The sequence below is a fragment of the Bradyrhizobium sp. Cp5.3 genome, assembly GCF_000426265.1.
GTDB lineage: Bacteria > Pseudomonadota > Alphaproteobacteria > Rhizobiales > Xanthobacteraceae > Bradyrhizobium > Bradyrhizobium neotropicale.
In genome coordinates, this window is record NZ_AUFA01000028.1 from 66070 (window position 1) to 90678 (window position 24609).

Here is a 24609-nt window from a genome sequence, read left to right on the forward strand (position 1 = left end):
TTAGGAGGGTGGATTTTAGGCCGAGGCGGCGTGGCGGAGCTCGCCGTGGCGCTCGCGGAACAGCTTTTCCTCCCAGGCGAGCGCATGCGCCGCGATGGTCTCGAGGTCCTCGTATTGCGGCTGCCAGTCGAGCAGGCTGCGAATCCGGCTCGTCTCGGCGACCATCGCCATGATGTCGCCGGGCCGGCGCGTGGCATACTGGACCGCGAAGCTGCGCCCCGAGACCCGCCGCACGGCGTCGATGGTCTCGAGCACGGAATAGCCGCGGCCATAGCCGCAGTTCAGGGTCGTCGAGGCGCCGCCGCCGCGCAGGTACGACAGTGCCGAGCGATGCGCCTGCGACAGGTCGCTGACGTGGATGAAGTCGCGGATGCAGCTTCCGTCCTGGGTCGGATAGTCGGTGCCGAACACGTCGATCTTGGCGCGCTGGCCGGTCGCGGCCTCGACCGCGATCTTGAGCAGATGCGTGGCTCCGACGGTGGCAAGGCCGATGCGGGCCTGCGGATCGGCGCCGGCGACGTTGAAGTAGCGTAGCACGACATATTGCATGCCGTAGGCGGAGGCGACGTCGTGCAGCATGATCTCGGTCATCAGCTTCGACGAGCCATAGGGCGAAAGCGGCCGCGTCGGCGCGTGCTCGGGCACCGGCACCTGGTCCGGATTGCCGTAGACGGCGGCCGTCGAGGAGAAGATGAAGCGGCTGATGCCGCGCTTGACTGCGACGTTGAGCAGATTGCGCGCGGTCATGAAGTTGTTGCGGTAGTAGCCGAGCGGATCGCGCATCGAGTCCGGCACGACGACGGAGCCCGCGAAATGGACGATGCTCTCGATGTTGTGCTGGGCGATCACGCCTTCGAGCAGGTTCTCGTCGCCGGCGTCGCCAATGAACAGCGGCACGCCTTCGGGCAGGTAGGCGGAAAATCCGGTCGAGAGATCGTCGATCACCACGACGTCCTCGCCGGCTTCCGCCAGCGCCAGAACCGTGTGACTTCCGATATAGCCGGCGCCGCCGGTGACTAGCACAGTCATGATCTCACCCGTCTTTCGATCATCCGCCAAAGCTAACGTTTGCGCGGTGAAGAGGGGGTTTCGGCGCGGCTGAACTGGTCACTATGCTTAATGTTGCGTATAGGGGGCTTCCGAAACGGAGCGTGAAGTGGCGAATTTCCCCGGCGATCTCCAGGTGATCGTGCCAAATCTGCACAGGCGCTATTCCGGCGTCACCGCGACCAACCGCATGGTGGCGCCGCGCCTGGCGAAGCTATTGCGCGCGGCGTGGTTCGGCTCGGACGCGCCTGAGGGGATCGCGCGCCTCGGCGCTGCCGATTTTCTGAAATTGTGGCGCCGCAAGGCACAGCTAGTCTGGCATGCACGCCGCAACAACGAGATGATCGCGGGCGTCATGCTGCGCGCGCTCGGCTGGCCCTTGAGGCTCGTCTTCACCTCGGCCGCGCAGCGCCATCATAGCTGGATCACGCGCTGGCTGATCCGGCGGATGGACGCGATCATCGCGACCAGCGAAATCTCCGCATCGTTCCTGAAAGTGAAGGCAACCGTGATTCCGCACGGCGTCGACACCGACGTCTATGCGCCGCCCAAGGATCGCGCTGCGGCTTTTGCCGAGAGCGGGCTGCCGGGCCGCTACGCCATCGGCTGCTTCGGTCGCGTGCGCGCGCAAAAGGGCACCGACGTCTTCGTCGATGCGATGTGCCGCCTCTTGCCGCGGTATCCGGATTTCACCGCGGTCATCGTCGGCCAGGTCACGACCGAGCAGCTTGCGTTCGCGAACGATCTGAAGAAGCGGATTGAAGCCGCCGGTCTGCAATCGCGCATCGTCATCACCGGCGAGTTGCCGATCGAACAGGTGCAGCGCTGGTATCAGCGGCTGACGATCTATGCCTTCACCTCGCGCAACGAAGGATTTGGCCTGACGCTGATCGAGGCGATGGCGGCGGGCAGTGCGCTGGCGGCCGCGCGCGCGGGCGCGGCCGAGCTCGTGGTCAAGGATGGCGTCACCGGCGTGCTGACGCCGCCCGGCGATGTCGATGCGCTCGTCGCGGCGCTCGAGCCGTTGATGCGCGATGTGGCGCTTGCGACGGCGATGGGGCAGCGCGGGCGTGAGCGCGTGCTGGCAGAATTCAGCCTCGATGCCGAGGCGGCGCGGATCGGGGACGTTTATCGTCCGCTGCTCTGAGCCAGCACTCCGGGCGCAACAAAAATATCGAAAACAACCCCATGCAAAGTAGCCGATGACGGCTGGTGCGATGCCTTGACCGCCGGTGGAAGCCTTGCGGATTTTTCGAAGCCGTTTGACACGTCGGGCAAAACACCTCTAGACGTTCATCATCGCAAAAGTCGTCCACTTGTCGTTCATGACCCATATGAGACGTCCAAGGCGTGAGTGACGTCCGCCAAGTGTTGCATCTGCACTACAGTATGCAGACAGGATTTCGCCTATCAATCATTGGTTGCCGAGCGCCGGGGCGCTTTGATTGATTGGGGCCTTTTCGATGAAGAAAATTCTGACTGGTGTGATTGGTGCCGTTGCGCTGGCAATCTCGGCTCCGGCCAGCGCGGCCGACCTCGCGGCGCGGCCTTACACCAAAGCGCCGCCCATGATTGCGGCCATCTACGATTGGAGCGGCTTCTACATCGGACTCAACGGCGGGGGTGGCTCGGCGCATGCGTGCAGGGATGCGATTTCGGATGCAGGGTTTCCGATCGTTCCTGCTATTCGCGAGGGATGCCACAATTCAACCGGCGGCACGGTTGGTGGTCAGGTCGGCTATCGTTGGCAGACGGCCAACTGGGTGTTCGGTCTCGAGGGGCAGGGCAACTGGGCCGATTTCTCGGGCGATAACATCGGTCTCTCTACCGGTTTCCGACATCGTACGCGGATCGATGCCTTCGGGTTGATCACGGGGCAGGTGGGCTACGCCTGGAACAATGTGCTGCTGTATGCGAAGGGCGGCGCGGCGGTGGTCGGTGACAAGGACGACATCTTGACGGGGCCGGGCGCCGCTGTTCCCGGCACGCTCCTCGCTTCCGCTCGCGAGACTCGCTGGGGCGGCACGGTTGGGGCCGGTCTAGAAGTCGGCTTCGCTCCCAATTGGTCGGTGGGTGTCGAGTACGATCACATCTTCCTGGGACACCGCGATGTTAATTTCACCAACCCCGCGGGAGCTCTCTTCGGGGGCTACCGAATCAGCCAGGACGTCGACATGGGCTTGGTCCGCTTGAACTATCGCTTCGGGGGGCCGGTGGTCGCGAAGTACTGACCTTGCCTTCGCTTTAGTCCTGGAAAGGCCGGCGTTGCGCCGGCCTTTCTATTTTGACTTTGCTCCCCGATGAAGGGCTATCCGCCTACCGCTCGGCACGCGCGCCGGCTTCGGCGAGCACCCGCTGCGCGATCGCCACGACTTCCGACGCTGCGATGTCGCGCATGCAGCGATGGTCGTTCATCCGGCAGATGGTGCTCTGGCAGGGCTGGCAGGACAGCACGCTTTTTTTCTGGACGACGGTCTCGGCAAGGCCGTTGAGCGGCGCCCAGAGATAGGGGTCGGTCGGACCGAAGATGCCCATCGTCGGCGTTCCCAGCGCCGCCGCGATGTGCATCAGGCCTGAGTCATTGGAAATCGCGACGCCTGCCGCCGCCATGGCCAAAACGCCGTTGCGCAAGTTCGTGCCGGTCAGGTCCCGCACGCCCGGTCCGCCCGCCGCGACGATTTCCTGGGCCAGCCCCTTTTCCGCGGGACCGCCGACCACCCAGACCTCCAGACCCTGCTCGACCAGGAGGCGGGCGGCCTCGGGATAATAAGTCCAGCGCTTGGAGACGCCGACTGAGCCCGGCGCGAGCGCCACGGCTGCTCCCGCGCTGAGGCCATTGGCCTGCCGCCAGCGCGCGATCTCCTCGGCCGGGACCCGCAGCTGCGGCACCGGCCATTCCGGTGGCAGCGGGGCACCGTCGGGCTGGGCGAGGGCGGCGTTCTTGTCGATGAAGCGCGGTAGCCGCTTCTCGCCCCATCGCCAGCGATTGAGCAGGCCGAACCGGAATTCTCCCACGAAGCCGACCCGCTCGGGAATACCCGCCAGCGCCGGCGCGATGGCCGCTTTCCAGGTTCGCGGCAGCACCAGGGCGGTGCCATAGTTCCGCTCGCGCAATAGCTGCGCCAAGCCGAACTGGCGGGCGACGGCGAGCCGGCTGCGGGGCAGGTCCCAGACGATGCCACGACGGACGCCCGGCATGTAATCGACCAGCGGAGCGCACAAGGACGTGGTCAGGAGGTCGACCGGCCGATTCGGCCAGCGCTCCCTGAGGACGCGCACCACCGTGTGATTCCGGACGAAATCGCCGATCCACATATAGGGAACGATCAGGATCGGGCGCGCGTCGCTCGGGTCCTCAGTTCCGCCAATTTGTGAATTTTGATTCATTTATTGATGGGGTCGGCTGCGCTGATATGGCGGTTCGGTTAGCCGCTCCGAGGCGGAACGTAAAGGTGCCTGAGGACTGATCCCAAAACCGCTTACACTTTGGCGGATCATGCGCTACGGCAGGACCGGGCCGCACAATCGGGCAGGGAATTTGGATGTTGCTGGTGACCGGCGGGGCCGGTTTTATCGGATCGAATGTCGTCGCCGCGTTGAATGATGCCGGCCGCAGCGACGTCGTGGTCTGTGATCACCTCGGCACCGACGGCAAGTGGCGCAACCTCGCCAAGCGCCAGCTTGCCGACATCGTTCCCCCGGCCGAGCTGCTCGACTGGCTGAAGGGCCGCAAGCTCGACGCCATCATCCATCTCGGCGCCATTTCCGAGACCACCGCCACCGACGGCGATCTCGTGATCGAGACCAATTTCCGCCTGTCGATGCGCCTCCTGGACTGGTGCACGACGAACACGGTGCCGTTCATCTATGCCTCGTCGGCGGCAACCTATGGCGACGGCGCGGAAGGCTTTGATGACGACGCCTCGCTCGCCGCGCTGAAGAAGTTGCGGCCGATGAATCTCTACGGCTGGAGCAAGTATCTGTTCGATCTTGCCGTCGCCGAGCGCGTCGCCCGCGGCGAGAAGCTTCCGCCGCAATGGGCCGGCCTGAAATTCTTCAACGTGTTCGGCCCGAACGAGTACCACAAGGGCTCGATGATGAGCGTGCTGGCGCGGCGCTTCGACGACATCAGGGCAGGGCGCATGGTGCAGCTGTTCAAGTCGCATCGCGAGGGCATCGCCGACGGCGATCAGCGCCGCGATTTCATCTATGTCGACGACGTCGTTCGGGTCATCACGTGGCTGCTCGCGACGCCATCGGTGTCCGGCATCTTCAATGTCGGAACCGGCAAGGCGCGCAGCTTCAAGGACCTGATGCTGGCAGCCTATGCGGCGCTCGGCACCAGGCCTAACATCGAATACGTCGACATGCCCGAGGCGATCCGCGGCGCTTACCAGTACTTCACCCAGAGCGAGGTCGATCGTCTCCACCGAGCCGGCTATAACGGCGGCTTCACGACGCTCGAGGATGCGGTGAAGGCCTATGTTGGCGGCTATCTCGACCGGCCCGATCGCTTCCGCTGAGATCCAAGGATCATAGTAAGCACCATGCCGACGCCCATTCTCGATTTCGATGCCCTCGCACAAGACATCGCGCGCCGCACGGTACTGTGTATCGGCGATATCATGCTGGACGAGTTCGTCTATGGCGAGGTGTCGCGCATTTCGCCGGAAGCCCCGGCGCCGGTGATCGCCGCGCAGCGCAGCGAGAGCCATATCGGCGGCGCCGGCAACGTCGCCCGCAACGTGGCATCGCTCGGCGCGCGCTGCATCTTCATCGGTCTCGTCGGCGATGACGACGGTGGCAAGCGGCTCGCGGCTGCGCTTTCGGAGCAGGCCGGCATCGAAAGCGTGCTGGTGTGCGATCCGTCGCGGCCGACCACGCGAAAGGTCCGCTTCGTCTCCGAGCATTTCTCCACCCACATGCTGCGTGCGGATTGGGAGCAGGCGCAGCCTGCCTCCGACGCGGTCGAGACGAAGCTGATCGAGGCGATTCTGCCGCAGCTTGCGCGCGCCGACGTCGTGCTGCTCTCGGACTACGCCAAGGGCGTCCTGACCGCTCGCGTGATCCGCCACGTGATCGACGCTGCACGAAAACTCGGCAAGCCCGTGATCGTCGATCCCAAGAGCCTCAACTGGGCAATCTATCGCGGTGCCACGCTGCTTACGCCCAATCGCAAGGAGTTTGCGGAAGCCACCCGCAGCCGCGCCGACACCACGCAGAGCATCGTCGATGCCACGGAAGACGTGATGCGGCTTGCCGATTGCGAGGCGATCCTGGTCACGCTGGGCGAGCACGGCATGACGCTGGTGCCGCGTGGCGGCGAGGCGGTTCACGTGCCGGCCTACCCCGTGAAGGTGCGCGACGTCTCCGGCGCCGGCGACACCGTCGCCGCGGCGCTCGCGGTGTCGCTTGCGGCGGGCGCGGACTGGGACACGGCGCTACGCATGGCCAATGCGGCCGCCGCCGTTGCCGTCGGCAAGCAGGGCACGGCGAGCGTGAGCACGGCCGAGCTGCGGCGAAAGATCCTGCCGCATGCCTATCTCGCGGCGGAGGAGAAGATCGTGCTCGAGGCCGGTGCGCTGGACGCGCAGCTCGCCGAATGGCGCAGGCAGGGACAGAGGGTGGGCTTCACCAATGGCTGTTTCGACATCCTGCATCCCGGCCATGTCAAGGTCCTGACGGCGGCGCGGGCGGCCTGCGACCGCCTGATCGTCGGCCTCAACAGCGACGCTTCGGTGCGACGCTTGAAGGGCGCCGACCGCCCGGTCCAGGACGAGCGTGCGCGCGCCGAGGTGCTTGCGGCGCTGGAAGCCGTCGATCTCGTCGTCATCTTCGAGGAGGATACGCCGATCGATCTGATCACGCAGATCAAGCCGAGCGTGCTGGTGAAGGGCGGCGACTACACCCGCGAGCAGGTGGTCGGCCACGAAGTGGTCGAGGCCGCGGGCGGAACGGTCGTGCTGGTCGACATCCTCAAGGGCTTCAGCACGACGGCGCTGGTCCATCGCGCACGGAGTGGGAGCAAGTGACGGCGCTCGCGCAGAAGGAATCAACGAGCGCGCTGCTACTGCGGCGCCTGCGCAGTCCGGCGGCCTGGAGCGAGACTGTCGACGTGTTTGCGGTCCTGACCGCGGCCTCGCTGCCCTGGTCGACGTCGCTTGTGGGTATCTTCAATGCCCTGATGCTCGTCTGTATGGTGCCGTTCCTCGATCTCAGGGCATTCCTGCAACACCTGAAGCGTCCGATCTGCGCGGCGCCGATCGCGCTGTTCCTGCTGGCGCTGGTGGGGACGCTGTGGTCGGATGCGGCGTGGGGTGCGCGACTCTATGCGGTCAATCCCACGGTCAAGCTGCTCGTGCTTCCGATCCTGCTCTATCATTTTGAGCGCTCGTCGCGCGGATATTGGGTGTTCACCGCCTTCCTCGTCTCCTGCGCATTACTGGCGGCCGCATCCTGGCTGGTCGCCTTCTATCCGAGCCTGACGATCAAGCCGGGCGGCATCGAGCGCGGCATCATCGTCAAGAATCATATCGACCAGGGCCAGGAATTCACGGTGTGCGCGGTCGCGCTCGCCTATCCGGTCGTGATGCTGCTGCGGGAGAAACGGTACTGGCTCGCCGGACTGCTCACTGCGCTTGCGTTCAGCTTCCTCGCCAACATGGCCTTCGTGGTGGTATCGCGCACCGCGCTGGTCACGGTTCCGATCATGTTCGCGGTGTTCGCGCTGCTTCATCTGAGGTGGCGCAGCATCCTGATCATCACCGCGGGCCTCGTTGTCGCCGCGCTGGTCGCCTGGCAGGCCTCGCCGTACCTGCGCAGCACGGCCGACACATTTTCGAGCGACTATCAACTCTACAGGGAGAGGGGGGCGGCGACCTCGATGGGCCTGCGGCTCGAATTCTGGCGGAAATCCCTCGGCTTCTTCGCTGAGGCACCCATCAGGGGCCATGGTACCGGCGCGACGCGCGGACTGTTCGAACAGGTCGCGATCGGAGGCATCACCCAGGCTTCCGGCGAGGTGGTAGGCAATCCGCATAACCAGACGCTGAACGTCGCCGTGCAGTGGGGTGTCATTGGTATTGTCGTTCTCTACGCGACCTGGATTCTCCATCTTCTCCTGTTTCGCGGCGATGGACTGGTCAATTGGATCGGACTATTGGTCGTGGTGCAGAACATCTTCACCTCGCTGTTCAACTCCCATCTGTTCGACTTCCACGAGGGCTGGATGTACGTCCTCGGCGTCGGCGTTGCCGGCGGCATGGTCTTGGGAGCGCGGCGCGACGCGCCGAAAGTGGGGGAAGCCGGTTCCTGAGCCGCCGCGCTGCTGGCGAGTCTTGCGCTGGCAAGTCTCGCTGATATGGGCTATCAGCGCGGTCAGGTTGCACCAAACTGGATATTCATCGGCCGGCGGATGACGCGTCTTTCGCATCTCACCTTGCGCAAACTCCTCATCGCGCTCCACGACCTCTTGGCGACCGCGGCGGCGCTGTTCGTCGCTTTTTACCTGCGGTTCGAGGGCCACGAGGGCTTTTTCCACCGCCTGCCGCTGCTATTCCAGATCCTGCCCTACTTCCTCGCCTTCAGCGTGGTCGTATTCTTCATCTTCAACCTGACCGACACCAAGTGGCGTTTCATCTCGCTGCCCGACGCGCTGAACATCATCCGCGTCGCGACCGTGCTGACGGTGGCACTATTGGTTCTCGACTATATCTTCGTCGCCCCGAACGTCCGCGGCGCCTTTTTTCTCGGTAAGGTGACGATCGTCCTCTACTGGTTTCTTGAAATTTCCTTCCTCAGCGCATCGCGCCTGGCCTATCGCTATTTCCGCTATACCCGCGTGCGCCGCCACGCCCGGAACGACGATGCCGCGCCGACGCTTCTGATCGGCCGCGCCGCCGATGCCGAGGTGCTCCTGCGCGGCATCGAGAGCGGTGCCATCAAGCGCCTCTGGCCGGTCGGCGTGCTGTCGCCATCGCGCGCGGACCGCGGCCAGACCATCCGCAACGTGCCGGTGCTGGGCGGCCTTGACGACCTCGAGGACATCAACAACGACTTCGCCAAGCGCAACAAGGCGATCGCCCGCGTCATCATGACGCCGTCCGCCTTCGAGCCCGAGTCTCATCCGGAATCGACCCTGATGCGGGCGCGCAAGCTCGGCATGATCGTCAACCGCATGCCCTCGCTCGAAAGCGGCGACACGCCGCGGCTCACCGCGGTTGCGGTCGAGGACCTGCTATTGCGGCCCAGCGAGAAGATCGACTATGCGCGGCTGGAAGCCCTCATCGCGGGCAAGGCGGCGATCGTCACCGGCGGCGGCGGCTCGATCGGTGCCGAAATCTGCGAGCGCCTCGTGGCCTTCGGTGCCGCGCGTCTTCTCATCATCGAGAACTCCGAGCCGGCGCTCTATGCGGTCACGGAAGCTCTCGCGGTGCATGGTGCCATGGCGACGATCGAAGGCCGGATCGCCGACATCCGCGACCGTGAGCGCATCATGCGGGTGATGGCCGAGTTCAAGCCGGACATCGTGTTCCACGCCGCTGCGCTCAAGCACGTGCCGATCCTCGAGCGCGACTGGAGCGAAGGGGTCAAGACCAACATCTTCGGTTCGATCAACGTGGCCGACGCCGCGCTGGCCGCCGGTGCCGACGCGATGGTGATGATCTCGACCGACAAGGCGATCGAGCCGGTGTCGATGCTCGGCCTGACCAAGCGCTTCGCGGAGATGTATTGCCAGGCGCTCGATCACGACCTCGCGGTCGCGGCCGGCGGCGGCAAGCCGCCGATGCGGCTGATCTCGGTCCGGTTCGGCAACGTGCTGGCGTCGAACGGCTCGGTGGTGCCGAAGTTCAAGGCCCAGATCGAGGCCGGTGGCCCGGTGACGGTCACCCATCCCGACATGGTCCGCTACTTCATGACCATCCGCGAGGCGTGCGATCTCGTCGTCACGGCGGCGACACACGCGCTCGGCACGCAGCGTTCGAACGTGTCGGTCTACGTGCTCAACATGGGCCAGCCGGTCAAGATCGTCGATCTGGCCGAGCGGATGATCCGCCTGTCCGGGCTCCAGCCCGGCCACGACATCGAGATCGTGTTCTCGGGGATGCGGCCGGGCGAGCGCTTGCACGAGATATTGTTCGCCTCCGAGGAGCCGACGGCCGAGATCGGTATCGCCGGCATCATGGCCGCGCAGCCGAACGAGCCGCCGATGCAGACCCTGCGCAAATGGATCACGGCACTTGAGCAGGCGATCGCGCGGGATGATCGGGCCACCATCAGGACTATCTTGAAGGATGCGGTGCCGGAATTCGGCTCGACTGCCGCCTGACGTCCCTCAGGATGCCCGAGGATGGGAGAAGCGCCGCAGCACGACGCCGATCGCGATCGCTCCGGCCACGAGCGCAAGCGCGGTGATCGTGCTCGACCCGGTGCGGACCGTGACGATAGCGAGCAGCGCGAGCACGAGGTTGAGCGCGAACACCTTGCCGATCACCTGCGGGACCTTGAAGCCATTGTCGGTGGCGCGCTGATAGAAATGCGTGCGATGCGCCGACCAGAACGGCTCGCGCCGTGCGATGCGCCGAAACAGCGTGATGGTGGAATCCGCGAGATAGTAGCCGGGCAGCAGCAGCGCCGCGGCGATCTGGCCGCGCCAGGCGAGCTCCAGCAGGCACCAACCGAGCAATAGGCCAATCGGCAAGCTGCCGACATCGCCCAGGAAGACCTTGGCGACCGGGCGATTGAAGGGCGCAAAGCCGAGCATGGCGCCGCAAAGGGCCGTCGCGAGCAGTCCGGTGGACGGTGAGAGGTCGCCAAACCATCCAAGCAGCCCGAGCGCAGCCGTCGTCGGCACCACTTCGGACACCGTCATCAGGTCGAGACCGTCCATGAAGTTGACGAGGTTCACGAACCAGACGCCGGCGATGACGATGAGGACGCGTTCAAAGCCAAGCGGAAGGGCGGGCACGATGCGCAGCGTCTCCGGTGCCGAGAACACGATGGTGATCACGGCTGCTGCCTGCAACAACAGCCGTACGACGACCGGCAGAGGCTTGATGTCATCGACAAGCCCGACCAGCGCGACCAGCACGGTGGCGCCGATCAGGGGTAATGGAATCGCGGCATAGGTCCAGGTGGCCCAGAGCGTGGCGACCAGCAGGGTGGCTGCGACAACCGCGATACCCGCGCCCTGCGGCGTCGGGATCCGATGCGAGGAGCGTGCGTTTGGCCGGGCAAGTGCGTAGCGCTGCAGCAGTGGCATGCTCCGCCAGGTGATACAGGCAGACAGCAGCGCGGCCAGTACCAGCCCCACCGCAATTTCCGGACCGGAGACGAACGTCGTCACTCCGGCACCTCGATCGGGGCCGATCCTTGCGCGGCCTTCTCCGCGCTGAAGATCCAGACCAGGCCACCGAACGCGCCGACGATGAAGAAGACGGCGCCGAACAGCAGCGAGACGTTGACGCCCTCATTGGCGGCAAGGCCGGCGAAGCCGAAAGCCAGACCCATGGTCGCCTCGCGCACGCCCCAGCCGGCGATCGAGATCGGCATCAACGTGATCAGCATGACCGGCGGAATGAGCAGGAAGACCTGGCCGAAACTCACCGGCGCGGCGATCGACTGCACCACGCACCAGGCGATCACGACCGCCAGCACGTGAATGACAATCGACAGGATTGCGACCAGCGGTCCACGCGTGCGGTTGAAGATCACGCGATTTGCGATCACGGCGCAGGCATGGATGTGATGGGTGGCCCACCAGGTCTTGAGCCACGACCATTTCAGCGCACCGAAGATCAGAAAGCCGATCCCGCCGGCAAGCGCGGCCAGGTCAAGCAGCAGCAGCGCCGAGCGCCCATTCGGATCGGTGATGAGATTGTAGCTCCACGGCAGGCTCGCGACGATGAGGATTGCAAGCGCAACCAGTCCGATCGCGCGGTCGACGAAAATCGAGTAGGTCGCCGCGCGCCAGCCGGCGCCGGCACGTGCGACGAGCCAGAGCCGGACCGCATCGCCGCCGATCGCGGAGGGCAGGGTCTGGTTGAAGAATGCGCCGATCACGTTGTAGCGCATGGCCCGGCCGAGCTCGAGCGGCGCGCCGCACGCGGCGCTGATCTCGCGCCAGCGCAGCACGCCGATGAAGATCTGCAGGAACGTGACCGCGATCGCCATGCCGATCCAGAACAGGCTGGTCACGGTGAAGCGCGAAATCAGCTCGGACGGGTTGACCTTGCGCAGCGCCAGATAGAGAAGCGCGGCGGAGATCAGGATTTTGATCGTCGACAGCAGGATTCGGCGCATCTCGCCCGCATGAACAGGGTTTGCGATGATTGAGGTCACCCGACGCGAGGCGCCGAATTTGGCCGCTTTGGTATGGTTTTGGCGCCAATCTTGCAATAGCTCTGATGAAAGAGCTCTGATGAAAGAGCCCCGATGAGAGGGCCCTGATCGGAGCGTCGGGGCTATTGCGACCCCCTCGACGCAGCGGCTAAAGAGGCGCCCGGCGTGGGCGCGGCGAAGCACGCTTTGGGAACTGGATGACGGCTCAGGCAACCTTGGTCACTTGTGCCGCCGGTTTGATCAGGCCGTCCGGCAGCTCGAAGGCTGTCGTCATCTCGTCGGCGCGTCGTCATCCTGCGTTTATGGCGCCGCGGCTAGACTGGTTTGCCGTGCAGAGCGCGCGCCTGCGCGTCTTGACCAAATCCGGCTGGTGGGGACGGCCTGACATGGTCATGTTTCCGTTTGTGAATGCGATCATTGCAGGCAGGCCGATCCGGCTCTTTAACCATGGCAGAATGCCCCGCGACCTCACTCATGACCTCACTTATGTTGAGGACGTAACCCGTGTAGTATCCAAACTCACGGATCGGTGCCTGCGGATGATCCGGCTGCCGCAAATGCGCCGTCTCGCGTTGACAGTGTCGGCATCACCGCCCGGAGGATCTGATGCATGCCGTCAGTCTTCCGGAGTGCGAGCTGGGTCGAACGGCGATGAAGGATCTGCTGCCGATGCAGCCGAAGGACGTGCTCGAGACATTCGCCGCTATCGGGGACTTGATGCGCGACACCGGATTCGTCCAGTCGAATCCGATCGAGCAAGGGGTCCGCAACTGTGTCGCCTGCTATCGCGACTACTTCAAGGTTTGAGATGACGATGGACAAACGCATTATTCCCCTGATCATGTGTGGTGGCGCCGGGACGCGGCTGTGGCCGGCCTCGCGCGAGGTGCGCCCCAAACAGTTCCTGCCGCTGTTCGGCACCCGCTCGACCTTCCAGGACACGCTGATGCGCGTTTCGGACGAAACGCTGTTCGATCGTCCGATCGTCATCACCAATGCGTCCTACCGCTTCATGGTGCTGGAGCAGCTCGCCGAGATCGGGATCGAAGCCGACGTGATTCTCGAGCCGATGCGGCGGGACTCCGGGCCGGCGATCGCCGCCGGTGCCGTCTTTGCGCAGAGCCGCGACAACGACGCGATCGTGCTCGCGCTCGCCGCCGACCATGTGGTGCAGGACAATCCCGCCTTCGTCGCTGCGTGCCGCGAAGGTCTCGCTGCGGCCCAGACCGGCCACATCGTCACCTTCGGCGTCAAGCCGGAGCGGCCGGCAACTGAATACGGCTATATCAGCCCGGGCGAGGCGATCTCCGGCGAGGTGCACGCGGTTGCAAAGTTCGTCGAGAAGCCGGACGCCGTGAAGGCGGCTGATTACGTCAACTCGGGCTATCTCTGGAACAGCGGCAATTTCATGTTCCCGGCCGCCGTGCTGCTCGACGAATATCGCAAAATCGACGCGACGAGCGTGCAGGCGGTTTCCGATGCCGTCGCCAATGCCGGCCGCGATCTCGGCTTCGTGACGCTCGAGCAGGCGGCGTTCGGCTCGGTGAAGGCGATCTCGATCGACTACGCCGTGATGGAAAAGACCGCGCGCGCCGCGGTGGTGCCGGTGTCCTGCGGCTGGTCCGACGTCGGCTCCTGGCACGCAGTGTGGGAGCTGTCGAAGAAGGACGCGCAAGGCAATGCCGCGCACGGCACCGTCGCGTTCGAGGATTCCCGCAATTGCAACGTCACGACCGATTCAGCGCTGGTCGCGCTCGAAGGCGTCGACGATCTCGTCGTGGTGGCGACGGCGGATGCGGTCCTGGTCTCGCGCCAGAAGGACGCCAATGGCCTCAAGCGCCTCGTGACCAAGCTCAAGACGATCGCGCCGAAGGTCACCGAGGAGCATCTCAAGGTGCATCGGCCCTGGGGCAGCTATCAGTCCGTCGACAATGGCGAGCGCCATCAGGTCAAGCGCATCGTGGTCAAGCCGGGCGGGCGGCTGTCGCTCCAGAAGCACCATCATCGTGCCGAGCACTGGATCGTGGTCCGCGGCGCGGCCCGGGTGACCGTCAACGAAATGGTGAAGACGGTGCACGAGAACGAGTCGATCTATATCCCGATGGGCGCCGTTCACCGGCTGGAGAATCCCGGCAAAATCATGCTGGAACTGATCGAGGTCCAGACCGGCTCCTATCTCGGGGAAGACGACATCATCCGGATTGAAGACGACTATCAAAGGTCGTAACAGCAAACTCCGAATCATGCGATCCGGGCCGTAAAGGCGGTATCTTTGGCGGCTAAGGCCCGGGGAACGTGTAACTTTTTGAATCAAATCGTGTCCGGATCGCTATCTCGGCGTTCGCCACAAATGTGACGCCCGTGCTAGGAGAGGCGCCGGGGATTTGCATTGAATCGGGGTTCGTTCAGATGAGTTCCAAAAGCTCTGCACCGGCGAAGGCCGGCTTGCGCGTCGGTGTGATTGGCGCGGGCGTGATGGGCAGCAACCATGCACGCGTGCTCGCCGGCCTTCCCGGCGTCAGCCTGGTCGGCGTCGTCGATCCGTCGCCGACGCACCGCACGCGCGCGACCGAGCTTGCCAATTGCAACAGCTTCGAGACGCTCGACCAGCTGATTGCCGAGGGCGTCGATGCCGTCACCGTGGCGGCGCCGACCCATCTCCATCACCAGATCGCGCTCGCCTGCATCGCCCAGAAGATCAACGTGCTGGTCGAGAAGCCGATCGCATCGACGGTGGAGGAGGGGCGCGAGATCGTCGCCGCCGCGCAAAAGGCCGGCGTCACGCTGATGATCGGTCACGTCGAGCGCTTCAATCCGGCCGTGGCCGCGGTCAAGCAGGCGATCGCGGGCGAGGACATCCTGTCGATCGCGATCACGCGCGTCGGACCGTTCCCGCCGCGCATGTCCAATGTCGGCGTCGTCATCGATCTCGCCGTGCACGACATCGACCTGATCCGCTGGTTCACCGAGTCCGACATCGTCGAGGTGCAGCCGCAATTGTCGAGCGCGGTCGCCGAGCGCGAGGACATCGCGCTCTTGCAGTTCCGCACCGCCTCCGGCGTGCTCGCCCACATCAACACCAACTGGCTGACGCCGTTCAAGGCGCGCAGCGTCACGGTCGCGACCCGCGGCAAATACGTCATGGGCGACCTGTTGACGCGCCAGGTCACCGAGTGCTTCGGCTTCAAGCCGGACGGCAGCTATTCGATGCGGCATCTGCCCGTCGGCCATGACGAGCCGCTGCGCGCCGAGCTGATTGCGTTCCTCAACGCCGTCCGCCACGGCGAGACGCCGGCGGTAACCGGCGATGAGGGCGTCGCCAGCCTCGAAATCGCCACGCAGTGCCTGGAAACGCCGTCGCGGCCCGCAGCCGCTTCGCCCGCCCGCAAAGGGCCGAGGGCCGTCGCCGGCTGATCTCCTCTGATACGTCGACCGTTCAAAACTTGCAGGAAAATCGGCAAGCCGTCATGAACCAGCATCTGCGTTCCGATCCCATTCCCTTCATCGACGTCGTCGCGCAGCGCCGCCGGCTCGGCTCTGCCATCGACGAAGCGGTTGGCCGCGTTCTCACCCATTGCCAGTTCGTCAATGGACCCGAGGTCACCGAGCTCGAGGCGCAGCTTGCGGCTTACTGCGGCGCCAAGCATGTCGTGACCTGCTCCAGCGGCACCGATGCGATCCTGATGGTGCTGATGGCGAAGAATGTCGGGCCCGGTGATGCCGTCCTGTGCCCGTCGTTCACCTTCATCGCAACCGCTTCGCCCGCGGCGCGGACCGGCGCCGCGCCGATCTACGTCGATGTCGACGAAGCGACCTTCAACATGAGCCCCGAGTCGCTGAAGCGCGGCATCGCGACCGCCCGGAAGGCTGGCTTGAGGCCTGTCGCGGTCATTCCGGTCGATCTGTTCGGCCAGCCCGCCGACCACGATGCCATCGCCGAGATCGCGAAGGCCGAGGGCCTGTTCGTGCTCGATGATGCCGCACAGGGGTTTGGCGCAAGCTACAAGGGCCGCAAGCTCGGCACGCTGGCAGACGCGACCACGACCAGCTTCTTCCCGGCCAAGCCGCTCGGCTGTTTCGGCGACGGCGGCGCGATCTTCACCGATGACGACGAGCTCGCCGCCACGCTGCGCAGCATCCGCGTGCACGGGCAGGGCGTGGACAAGTACGACAACGTCCGCCTCGGCCTGACTGGCCGGCTCGACACCATGCAGGCCGCGATCCTGATCGAGAAGCTGAAGATTTTCGATGACGAGATCGCCGCCCGCAACAAGGTCGCGGAACGCTACGCGCGCGGGCTCAGCAATTTGGTCACCGTGCCGCGGCTCGCCCCCGGCTGCACCTCGATCTGGGCGCAATACACCATCCGCCTGCCCAAGGGCACCGACCGCGACGGCTTTGCCGCCGCGCTGAAGGCCCAGGGCGTGCCGACCGCGATCTATTACGGGAAGTCGATGCACCAGCAGACCGCCTACAAGCAGTATCCGGTCGCAGAGGACGGGCTGCCGGGCTGCGAGAGCCTGTCGGAGGACGTCATCAGCCTGCCGATGCACGCCTATCTCGACGAGGCCGCCCAGGAGCGAATCATCGCCGCGGTGCGCGGCGCGCTTTCAACCTGATTTCGCCGTTATTTCTTCACCTCTCCCGCCTGCGGGAGAGGTCAGATCGCGTAAGCGATCCGGGTGAGGGCTCTCTCCTCTCGGGGGGGCTCGCTCGCGGAGACAGTCTCTCCCCAGCCCTCCTCCGCAAGCGGGGGAGGGGGCAAGCCTCCCTCGCGGGTTGCACCTAGACCTAATCTTGCCATGCTCTAAAACAGGCGCATGCTCGGGCGAATTTTCACGGTTGGCGGATACACGCTGCTTTCGCGGCTCACGGGATTTGCGCGCGACATCATGCTCGCGGCGATCCTGGGCGCCGGCCCCGTGGCCGACGCCTTCTTCGTGGCGCTCCGCCTGCCCAATCATTTCCGTGCGATCTTCGCCGAGGGCGCCTTCAACGCCGCCTGGGTCCCGGCCTATGCGCATGTCCATGGCGAGCGCGGGGAGGCGGCGGCAAAACTGTTCGCCGACCGCATCTTCACGCTGCTACTGGCCTCGCAGGTTCTGCTCCTGGTCGTCGCTTGGCTGTTCATGCCGCAGGCCATGAGCATATTGGCGCCCGGCTTCACCGAGGATGCCGAACAGCGCCATCTCGCGATCGAACTGACCCGGATCACCTTTCCCTATCTGCTCCTGATCACGCTGGTGACGCTCTACGGCGGCATGCTCAACGTGATGCAGCGTTTTGCCAGCGCCGCGGCCGCGTCGATCTTCCTCAACGTCGCGATGATGATGACGCTGGCGCTCGCCGCCTGGTTTCCGACTGCGGGCCACGCCGCGGCCTGGGGCGTTCTCATCTCAGGCTTCCTGCAATATTTCCTGCTCGCCGGCGATCTCGCCCGCCATGGCGGCCTGCCGCGTTTTGCGCCGCTGAAGATCGATGAAGATGTCCGCGGCTTTTTCAGAGCGCTTGGCCCAGCGACGCTGGGCTCGATGGGCACGCAGGTCGCCCTGTTCGCCGACACCATCATCGCGACCTTCCTGCCGGCAGGCGCGCTGTCGGCGCTCTATTACGCCGATCGCCTCAACCAGCTCCCGATCGGCGTGATCGGCATCGCCATCGGCACGGTGCTGCTCCCGGAGATGTCGCGGCGAATTACCGCCAACGACCATGACGGCGCGATGAAGGCGCAGCGTCGCGCCTTCGATTTCACACTGCTGTTCTCGGTGCCCTTCGTCGCGGCCTTCGTCACCGTGCCTGATGTGATCATGCGCGCGCTGTTCGCCCGCGGCGCGTTCTCCAAGGCCGATGCGGCCGCCGCGGGCGCCACGCTCGCGGCCTATGCCATCGGCCTGATCCCGTTCGTGCTGATCCGTAGCGCGGTCGCGACCTTCTACGCGCGCAAGGATACGGCGACACCGGTCCGCGCCTCGCTGACGGGCATCGCGGTCAACGTCGCGCTAAAAGTCGCCTTGATGGGATCGCTCGCCCAGATCGGCCTCGCGCTGGCCACCGCCGTCGGTGTCTGGACCAATCTGCTTCTGGTGCTCTTCTTCGCGGTGCGGCGAGGCTTTCTCGTGCTGGACCGCGCCTGGCTGATGGCGCTCGCCAAATTCCTGCTGACCGGGCTCATCCTTGCCGCCGCCTTCTGGCTGATCGCGCGCTTTAGCGGTTCTTCGCTGGGCTCGATGCACTTCCGGGACGAAGTGACTCTGGTCCTGTTGGCCGTCGGGGGCACCATCGTCTATGCGCTCGCGATCCTCATCCTGTTCGGTCGCCGCTGGCTGGTCTCGCTGGTGCGCGGCTAGGCGCTGGAACGAAGCGCTCGCCCCTAGGATGCAGTGGGCCTCCATACATCCCTTGATTTTGCACGATTGCTGTGGTATTCGCGCCTCATGACCAAATCAGTGCGCAAAGTCAACTTCATGCACATGACCCGCTTCGGCTGGGCCGTGGAAGGAGTCGCGCGCTAGGAATTCGACGACGACATCTTTTCACAAAGGCCCCGCCGGCATCGGACGGGGCCTTTTCTTTGGCCACGCTCCCTGCCGGCACAACAGCAGGAGCATCCGATGCCACCCCAACTGACGAACGGCACGAGCGAGACAGAGGTCGATGCCGCGAGGCTCCGTCTCGAACTTTCCGTCGTCTTGAGCCTGCTCAAGCGATATTGGCGTGCGTTTCAGGAGCAGCGCCAGCGCTCACGAATCACGTTGCAGGACCTGAGTGACAGGGAGCTGATGGATATCGGCTTGACGCGTGGTGAGATCGATTATCTCACTCCTGGACGCGCCATCGATACGCTCAGAGATAGTACGCGACATCTGTGGAGCCGTGGTGGGATGTGACTCCTAAAGGAGCTTGGTGGGTGCTTCTTCGTGGCGGAGCCTTCGAGACGTCCGCCTTTGGCGGGCTCCTCGGGACTTGTTTCGCGGCGCAATCGCAGACCCTTATGGTGATGGGGGCGCGGCGTAATCCCGTTTGCCTTGCCACTTTTTCCACGGCAATATGGTCCGCAAAACAACCATAGGACGGGACAGAAAATGGCGGCTCCCATCAAGTTCGGCGTTGGCCAAAGCGTGCTGCGCAAAGAGGATGACGCGCTGATCCGCGGCAAGGGCCGCTACACCGACGATTATGCGCCGCAGGCAGCCCTCCGCGCCCTGATGCTGCGCTCGCCGCACGCGCATGCCAAATACAGCATTGATGTGACTCGCGCCCGTACGCTGCCCGGCGTCGCGCTGATCCTGACCGCCGACGACGTCAAGGATCTCGGCAATCTGCCGTGCCTGTTCAATCTCGAGACCGATCCGTTCACCGGCCCGCCTTACCCGATTCTGGCCAAGGACGAGGTGCGCCATGTCGGCGATTCCGTCGCCTTCGTGGTCGCCGAGACCATCGACCAGGCCCGCGATGCGATTGAAGCCATCGAAGTGAAGTGGACGCCCTTGCCGGCCGTAACCGGCGTCGTCAACGCCGTGAAGAATGGCGCGCCGCAGGTCTGGGCGGACAAGCCCGGCAACGTGCTGTTCGACGTCTCGATCGGTGACAAGGCGGCGACGGAAGCCGCCTTCGCCAAGGCGCACACTGTCGCCGAAATCTCCATCGTCAATCCGCGTGTGGTCGCGAGTTTCATGGAGACGCGCGCGGCCGTCTGCGAATACGACGCCAAGAACGATCACCTGACCTTGACGGTCGGCAGCCAGGGCAGCCATCGCCTGCGCGACATCCTCTGCCAGAACGTGCTCAATATCCCGACCGACAAGATGCGGGTGATCTGCCCCGACGTCGGCGGCGGCTTCGGCACAAAGTTGTTTCCCTATCGCGAATACGCCCTGATGGCGGTCGCCGCGCGGAAGCTGAAGAAGGCCGTGAAGTGGGCGGCCGACCGCTCCGAACATTTCATGGGCGACGCGCAGGGCCGCGACAACGTGACCACAGCCAAGATGGCGCTGGCCGAGGACGGCAAATTCCTCGCGATGGATTGCGACCTGATGGGCGACATGGGGGCGTATCTGTCGACCTTCGGCCCCTACATTCCCCATGGCGGCGCCGGCATGCTGCCGGGTCTCTACGACATCCAGGCCTTCCACTGCCGGGTGCGCACCATCTTCACTCACAGCGTTCCCGTGGATGCCTATCGCGGCGCCGGCCGGCCTGAAGCCGCCTACGTCATCGAACGCCTCGTCGATGCTTGCGCGCGCAAGCTCGACATGACGCCGGATGCGATCCGTCGCAAGAACTTCATCCAGCCGAAAGCGCTGCCCTACAAGACCGCGACCGGCAAGGTCTATGATTCCGGCGACTTTGCTGCGCATCTGAAGCGCGCGATGGAGATCGCGGAGTGGAAGGAGTTTCCCAAGCGCGCCAAGTTGGCCAAGAAGCAGGGCCTGATCCGCGGCATTGGCCTTGCGAGCTATGTCGAGATCTGCGGCGTAATGGGAGAAGAGACCGCGAATGTCAGGCTCGACCCCAACGGCGATGTCACGGTCCTGATCGGCACGCAGTCGAGCGGGCAGGGCCACCAGACGGCTTACGCCCAGATCGTCGCCGAGCAGTTCGGCCTGCCGCCCGAGCGCGTGCACATCCACCAGGGCGACACCGCGGAGATCGCGACCGGTCTCGGCACCGGCGGCTCGGCCTCGATCCCGACAGGCGGCGTCTGCGTGGAGCGTGCCACGGGCGAGCTGGGCAAGAAGCTGAAAGACATCGCGGCGCAGGCGCTGGAGGCAAGCGCCGGCGACCTCGAGATTTCGGGCGGCGCAATCCGCATCGCCGGCACCGACCGCTCGATCTCCTTCGCCGATCTCGCCAAGCGCCCCGGCGCCGACCCGTCGAAGATGAACGGCAGCGCGACCTTCGCCAGCGCGGACGGCACTTATCCGAACGGCACGCATCTGGCGGAAGTCGAGATCGATCCGGCCACCGGCATCATCAAGATCGTCAACTATGTGATCGTCGACGATTTCGGCAAGACGCTCAATCCGCTGCTGCTCGCCGGGCAGGTGCATGGCGGTGCCATGCAGGGCATTGGTCAGGCCCTGATGGAGCAGGTGGTCTATGGTGCCGGTGACGGGCAGCTCATCACCGCGACCTTCATGGACTATGCGCTGCCGCGGGCGGCGGACGGTCCGTCCTTCGTGTTCGAAACCCACAACATTCCCTGCAAGACCAATCCGCTGGGCGTGAAGGGGGCGGGCGAGGCCGGCGCGATCGGCTCCTGTCCCGCGGTGGTCAACGCCATCGTCGACGGGCTCTGGCGCGAATACAAGATCGACCACATCGACATGCCGGCAACCCCGGAGCGGGTGTGGATCGCGATCAACGAGCACCATCGCCGTCACAGCCTGTGATCTCATAAGGAATGAAATCCGCCAAGCGGTGTTGGCCTCAAGGATGAGGTCGACACGATTCTTGCGTCAGGGAAAGGGGTTTACGAATGAAGCGAGTGTTGGTTGTCGGGGGAGCGCTGCTGCTTGGCCTGAGTGCAGTCTGGGCGTCGCCGGAATCCGTCAAGCAGGTTCAGACCCTGATGAAGGGCAATGGCAGGAATGCCGGCGCGCTCTCGGCGATGGTCAAGGGCGAAAAACCCTACGATCAGGCCACGGTGGACACTGCGCTGGCGCAGTTCGAGGACACCGCCAAGAAGCTGCCGAGCCTGTTTCCGGACAGTGCGAAGGGGCTCAAGCCCGAGGGCGACTACCACACCTCGCCGAAGGTCTGGGAGGACAAGGCCGGGTTCGAGGCGAAGATCGCAAGCTTCGCCAAGACGGTCGGCGAGGCCAAAGGCAAGGTTAGGGATATAGACACGCTGAAAGCAACGCTGCCCGTGGTCGGCAAGGAATGCGGCGGCTGCCACGAAACCTTCCGCGTGAAGAACGGCTGACGCGAGCTGAATGAAGAAAGGGCGGTTGCGAAGCAGCCGCCCTTTGCGATCGTCGACGGCCTCCGGCGCGAACCCAAGATCGACCACATCGACATGCCGGCAACCCCGGAGCGGGTGTGGATCGCGATCAACGGGCACCACCGCCGTCACAGCCTCCAAATCATCATCTTCCGGCGCGGGAATAAACGCTCCGCACGGGGTTCTATTCATGATGGACCGCGCTGCCCCCGGTGCGGTGGATGGTCCTTTTGCGCAAACCTCTGCGGGCCGGAGGAACAGGCCAATGAATCGGACGATGATTGTCGCGGGCACCCTGCTGTTGGGTGCGGGCGCCGTGATGGCGCAGCAGGAGATCGCGGTTCAGCAGGACAATTTGATGCGGTCGCAGGCTAAGAGCCTGTACACGGTCATCCAGAAAATGACGAAGGGCGAAATCCCCTACAATCAGAAGGCCGTCGACGAAGCGCTGACGAACCTCGAAGCCGACGTCGCCAAGATCGCCAAGACCTTCGAAGTCAATCCCAAGCAGGACGTCGTGGACGCGAACTACGGCGCCTCGCAGAAGGTCTGGCAGAACAAGGCCGACTTCGACTCCAAGATTCCGCCGGTGCAGAAGGCGATCGCCGACGTCAAGGGCAAGGTCAAGAACCTCGCGAGCCTGAAGGCCGCCTATACCAGCGTCAACGACCGCTGCAAGGACTGCCACGAGACCTATCGCGTGAAGCTGAAGTAACCGGTTGGCTCGCATCCTTGCTTTTCGGAGGCGCCGTCGTGCCTCCCGGCGCGAATGACCGTTCAGCCGGTTCCCGACGCTTTTCGTGCGGCAGGCTTGTGGATCTCATTTTCGAGTAACCACCCCAGCGCTTTGGCGGGGTTCGACCAGCGCACCTCATCGATCTGTTCGGCAAGCGTCAGCGCGTGCGTCGTCAGCACCTCTATGTCCTGAGGATTTGCGTCGGCCTTTTCCAGTGCGTCGATGCACCGGTTGAACGCTGCCAGATCCAGCTGGAGCTGCTCGATACCTGAGCGGTGATGTTTGGCCCCCACGACCTTCCAAATTCTTCGTGCGCGCACTTTTTTCTCCCCATACGCGGTCACGCATTCGTGAGTGCTGTTTGTGGCGGCAACACGAAGATCGGTGGACGGAATCAGGGATGTTTGCGGGCGGCACGCCCAAGGTAGGGCGCCAGCGGAATTTGGCTCGAACGATTGCGTGGGCCTCGGTTACTCCGATACCAATCCTGGTTCGGATGTGTGTTTGGGCTGCTGCCAAGGACAAATCGGGGTCATCGAAGCGCGCCCGATCGACGCAAACGACCCGAATCGGCCATTTGATGGTTGCCAAACGCCTAATTGCATCCGACAGTTTCCAGCTCAAAGGCAAAGGCTATTTTGATTGCGAAGTGAGTAAAGTCGCAGCATGCGCTTTAGAGCCGGCAACCTCGTGATGCATAAGAGCGGCGGCCCGATCATGATGATTGATCGAGTATTGCCCGAAGATGTTTGGCTGCCCAATCGTAGCAACTATCCGTGTGACTGCACATGGGTTGAGGACCGCGTTCGGAAGGCTGCCACCTTTCCTGCGCTACATCTAAAGGCTGTCCACGCTGACGGCTCTCCGCGAAATTATGACGAGGAAACATGACTGACCTCCGAGCAAAAGCGCTCTGGTGGCGCTCGTCGTGAGCATTCGGAGCTCCGGCTCGGGACACCAAAGATGATGCTTAGCCTTCTGCCTCAGGTGAACACGATATGATGATACACGACGATCCGTGGTTCGCTCTCTGGTTCTTCTTCAATTCGCTCATCCACGAGATTGCGCGTTACCCCAGCAAATTTCTTCCTGCTCTTATCGTCGCTTCGATGATTGCGTATATCGGCTTCGAGTGCATTCGCGCTTTTCTTCGCCAGCGCCGCCGATTGGGCCACCAAGAGTCGGCTCAGAGACCGTCCTGATTTACGCTTTTGATGCTGTGGACGGCTCCTCCACCGGCACGAGAGTGCCAAGGAGTGGGCGCCGTTTGAGGCTCCCACGATTCGGAGGAGCAGCCTATGCAGTCAATTTCGACGATCGGTCTGGATATTGCGAAGTCGGTCTTCCAAGTACACGGCGTTGATGCAGCCTGCCAAGTGGTCGTACGCCGTCAGTTGAGGCGCCGGCACGTCTTGGCATTTTTCCAGAAGCTGCCGCCATGCCTGGTGGGGATCGAGGCGTGCGCCTCATCGCACCACTGGTCCCGCGAGCTGCAGGCGCTGGGGCATACGGTGCGGTTGATGCCGCCGGCCTATGTGAAGCC

General features: G+C 64.2%; 21 protein-coding genes and 1 pseudogene. 16 read left to right on the top strand and 6 right to left on the bottom strand.

What is annotated here, in order from left to right; translation table 11 throughout:
• Window positions 1–15: 15 nt before the first annotated feature.
• The gene (gene galE, locus K289_RS0129300; protein WP_027554753.1) at window positions 16–1029 is read right to left on the bottom strand and encodes a UDP-glucose 4-epimerase GalE; all 1014 of its coding nucleotides are present in this window, start codon (window positions 1027–1029) and stop codon (window positions 16–18) included.
• A 127-nt stretch (window positions 1030–1156) separates the two neighbouring features.
• Between galE and K289_RS0129305 the strand changes: the two genes are divergently transcribed.
• Both K289_RS0129305 and K289_RS0129310 read left to right on the top strand, forming a co-directional pair.
• Entirely contained in the window at window positions 1157–2194 is a 1038-nt protein-coding gene (locus tag K289_RS0129305) for a glycosyltransferase family 4 protein (RefSeq protein ID WP_027554754.1), read from the top strand.
• A gap of 316 nt (window positions 2195–2510) precedes the next feature.
• On the top strand, window positions 2511–3278 hold the full coding sequence (locus K289_RS0129310; RefSeq protein ID WP_027554755.1) for an outer membrane protein: 768 nt from the start codon (window positions 2511–2513) through the stop codon (window positions 3276–3278).
• Window positions 3279–3363: 85 nt separating this feature from the next.
• On the opposite strand, the gene waaF is transcribed toward K289_RS0129310, so the two are convergent.
• Window positions 3364–4434 carry a lipopolysaccharide heptosyltransferase II gene (gene waaF, locus K289_RS0129315; RefSeq protein WP_035686206.1) on the bottom strand — a complete coding sequence of 357 codons (1071 nt, stop codon included), beginning with the start codon at window positions 4432–4434 and terminating at the stop codon, window positions 3364–3366.
• 155 nt (window positions 4435–4589) lie between these two features.
• Here waaF and rfaD point away from each other — a divergent pair, with 155 nt between their 5' ends.
• From rfaD to K289_RS0129335, 4 genes are all read left to right on the top strand, one after another.
• Window positions 4590–5570 carry an ADP-glyceromanno-heptose 6-epimerase gene (rfaD, locus tag K289_RS0129320; RefSeq protein ID WP_027554757.1) on the top strand — a complete coding sequence of 327 codons (981 nt, stop codon included), beginning with the start codon at window positions 4590–4592 and terminating at the stop codon, window positions 5568–5570.
• Window positions 5571–5594: 24 nt separating this feature from the next.
• On the top strand, window positions 5595–7079 hold the full coding sequence (gene rfaE1 / locus K289_RS0129325) for a D-glycero-beta-D-manno-heptose-7-phosphate kinase (RefSeq protein WP_027554758.1): 1485 nt from the start codon (window positions 5595–5597) through the stop codon (window positions 7077–7079).
• Complete coding sequence (locus K289_RS0129330) at window positions 7076–8362, top strand: O-antigen ligase (protein ID WP_027554759.1); 1287 nt, start codon at window positions 7076–7078, stop codon at window positions 8360–8362. The genes rfaE1 and K289_RS0129330 overlap by 4 nt, the downstream gene beginning before the upstream one ends.
• Window positions 8363–8461: 99 nt before the next feature.
• Window positions 8462–10375, top strand: coding sequence for a nucleoside-diphosphate sugar epimerase/dehydratase (locus K289_RS0129335; protein ID WP_027554760.1), 1914 nt, complete (start codon window positions 8462–8464; stop codon window positions 10373–10375).
• Between the two features lie 6 nt (window positions 10376–10381).
• On the opposite strand, the gene K289_RS0129340 is transcribed toward K289_RS0129335, so the two are convergent.
• Together K289_RS0129340 and K289_RS0129345 are read right to left on the bottom strand one after the other, a co-directional pair.
• Window positions 10382–11392, bottom strand: coding sequence for a glycosyltransferase family 4 protein (locus K289_RS0129340; protein WP_027554761.1), 1011 nt, complete (start codon window positions 11390–11392; stop codon window positions 10382–10384).
• Window positions 11389–12348, bottom strand: a complete 960-nt coding sequence (locus tag K289_RS0129345; protein ID WP_027554762.1) for a lysylphosphatidylglycerol synthase transmembrane domain-containing protein — start codon at window positions 12346–12348, stop codon at window positions 11389–11391. The genes K289_RS0129340 and K289_RS0129345 overlap by 4 nt, the downstream gene beginning before the upstream one ends.
• Window positions 12349–12993: 645 nt before the next feature.
• On the opposite strand from K289_RS0129345, the gene K289_RS52475 reads away from it, so the two are divergent.
• The 9 genes from K289_RS52475 (at window position 12994) to K289_RS0129395 (ending at window position 23045) form a co-directional block, all read left to right on the top strand.
• Window positions 12994–13194, top strand: a complete 201-nt coding sequence (locus K289_RS52475) for a hypothetical protein (RefSeq protein ID WP_027554763.1) — start codon at window positions 12994–12996, stop codon at window positions 13192–13194.
• Between the two features lie 7 nt (window positions 13195–13201).
• Complete coding sequence (locus tag K289_RS0129355; protein ID WP_027554764.1) at window positions 13202–14614, top strand: mannose-1-phosphate guanylyltransferase/mannose-6-phosphate isomerase; 1413 nt, start codon at window positions 13202–13204, stop codon at window positions 14612–14614.
• 182 nt (window positions 14615–14796) lie between these two features.
• Window positions 14797–15801, top strand: coding sequence for a Gfo/Idh/MocA family protein (locus tag K289_RS0129360; protein ID WP_027554765.1), 1005 nt, complete (start codon window positions 14797–14799; stop codon window positions 15799–15801).
• A gap of 53 nt (window positions 15802–15854) precedes the next feature.
• Window positions 15855–17006: a DegT/DnrJ/EryC1/StrS aminotransferase family protein gene (locus K289_RS0129365; protein ID WP_035686209.1), complete on the top strand. Its 1152-nt coding sequence runs from the start codon at window positions 15855–15857 to the stop codon at window positions 17004–17006.
• 201 nt (window positions 17007–17207) lie between these two features.
• On the top strand, window positions 17208–18734 hold the full coding sequence (gene murJ, locus K289_RS0129370; protein WP_027554767.1) for a murein biosynthesis integral membrane protein MurJ: 1527 nt from the start codon (window positions 17208–17210) through the stop codon (window positions 18732–18734).
• Window positions 18735–18998: 264 nt separating this feature from the next.
• Window positions 18999–19274: a DUF1127 domain-containing protein gene (locus tag K289_RS0129380; protein WP_027554768.1), complete on the top strand. Its 276-nt coding sequence runs from the start codon at window positions 18999–19001 to the stop codon at window positions 19272–19274.
• Window positions 19275–19469: 195 nt separating this feature from the next.
• Window positions 19470–21779, top strand: coding sequence for a xanthine dehydrogenase family protein molybdopterin-binding subunit (locus K289_RS0129385; RefSeq protein WP_027554769.1), 2310 nt, complete (start codon window positions 19470–19472; stop codon window positions 21777–21779).
• An 86-nt stretch (window positions 21780–21865) separates the two neighbouring features.
• The gene (locus K289_RS0129390) at window positions 21866–22312 is read left to right on the top strand and encodes a cytochrome c (RefSeq protein WP_027554770.1); all 447 of its coding nucleotides are present in this window, start codon (window positions 21866–21868) and stop codon (window positions 22310–22312) included.
• A gap of 283 nt (window positions 22313–22595) precedes the next feature.
• A complete protein-coding gene (locus tag K289_RS0129395; protein ID WP_027554771.1) occupies window positions 22596–23045 on the top strand; it encodes a cytochrome c in 450 nt (149 codons plus the stop codon).
• A gap of 62 nt (window positions 23046–23107) precedes the next feature.
• Here K289_RS0129395 and K289_RS0129400 read toward each other — a convergent pair whose 3' ends face one another.
• Together K289_RS0129400 and K289_RS50775 are read right to left on the bottom strand one after the other, a co-directional pair.
• Window positions 23108–23386, bottom strand: coding sequence for a hypothetical protein (locus K289_RS0129400; RefSeq protein WP_156918250.1), 279 nt, complete (start codon window positions 23384–23386; stop codon window positions 23108–23110).
• Window positions 23387–24049: 663 nt separating this feature from the next.
• Entirely contained in the window at window positions 24050–24244 is a 195-nt protein-coding gene (locus tag K289_RS50775; protein WP_156918251.1) for a hypothetical protein, read from the bottom strand.
• Between the two features lie 120 nt (window positions 24245–24364).
• On the opposite strand from K289_RS50775, the pseudogene K289_RS0129410 reads away from it, so the two are divergent.
• Window positions 24365–24609, top strand: a pseudogene (locus K289_RS0129410) (IS110 family transposase); the annotation flags it as partial.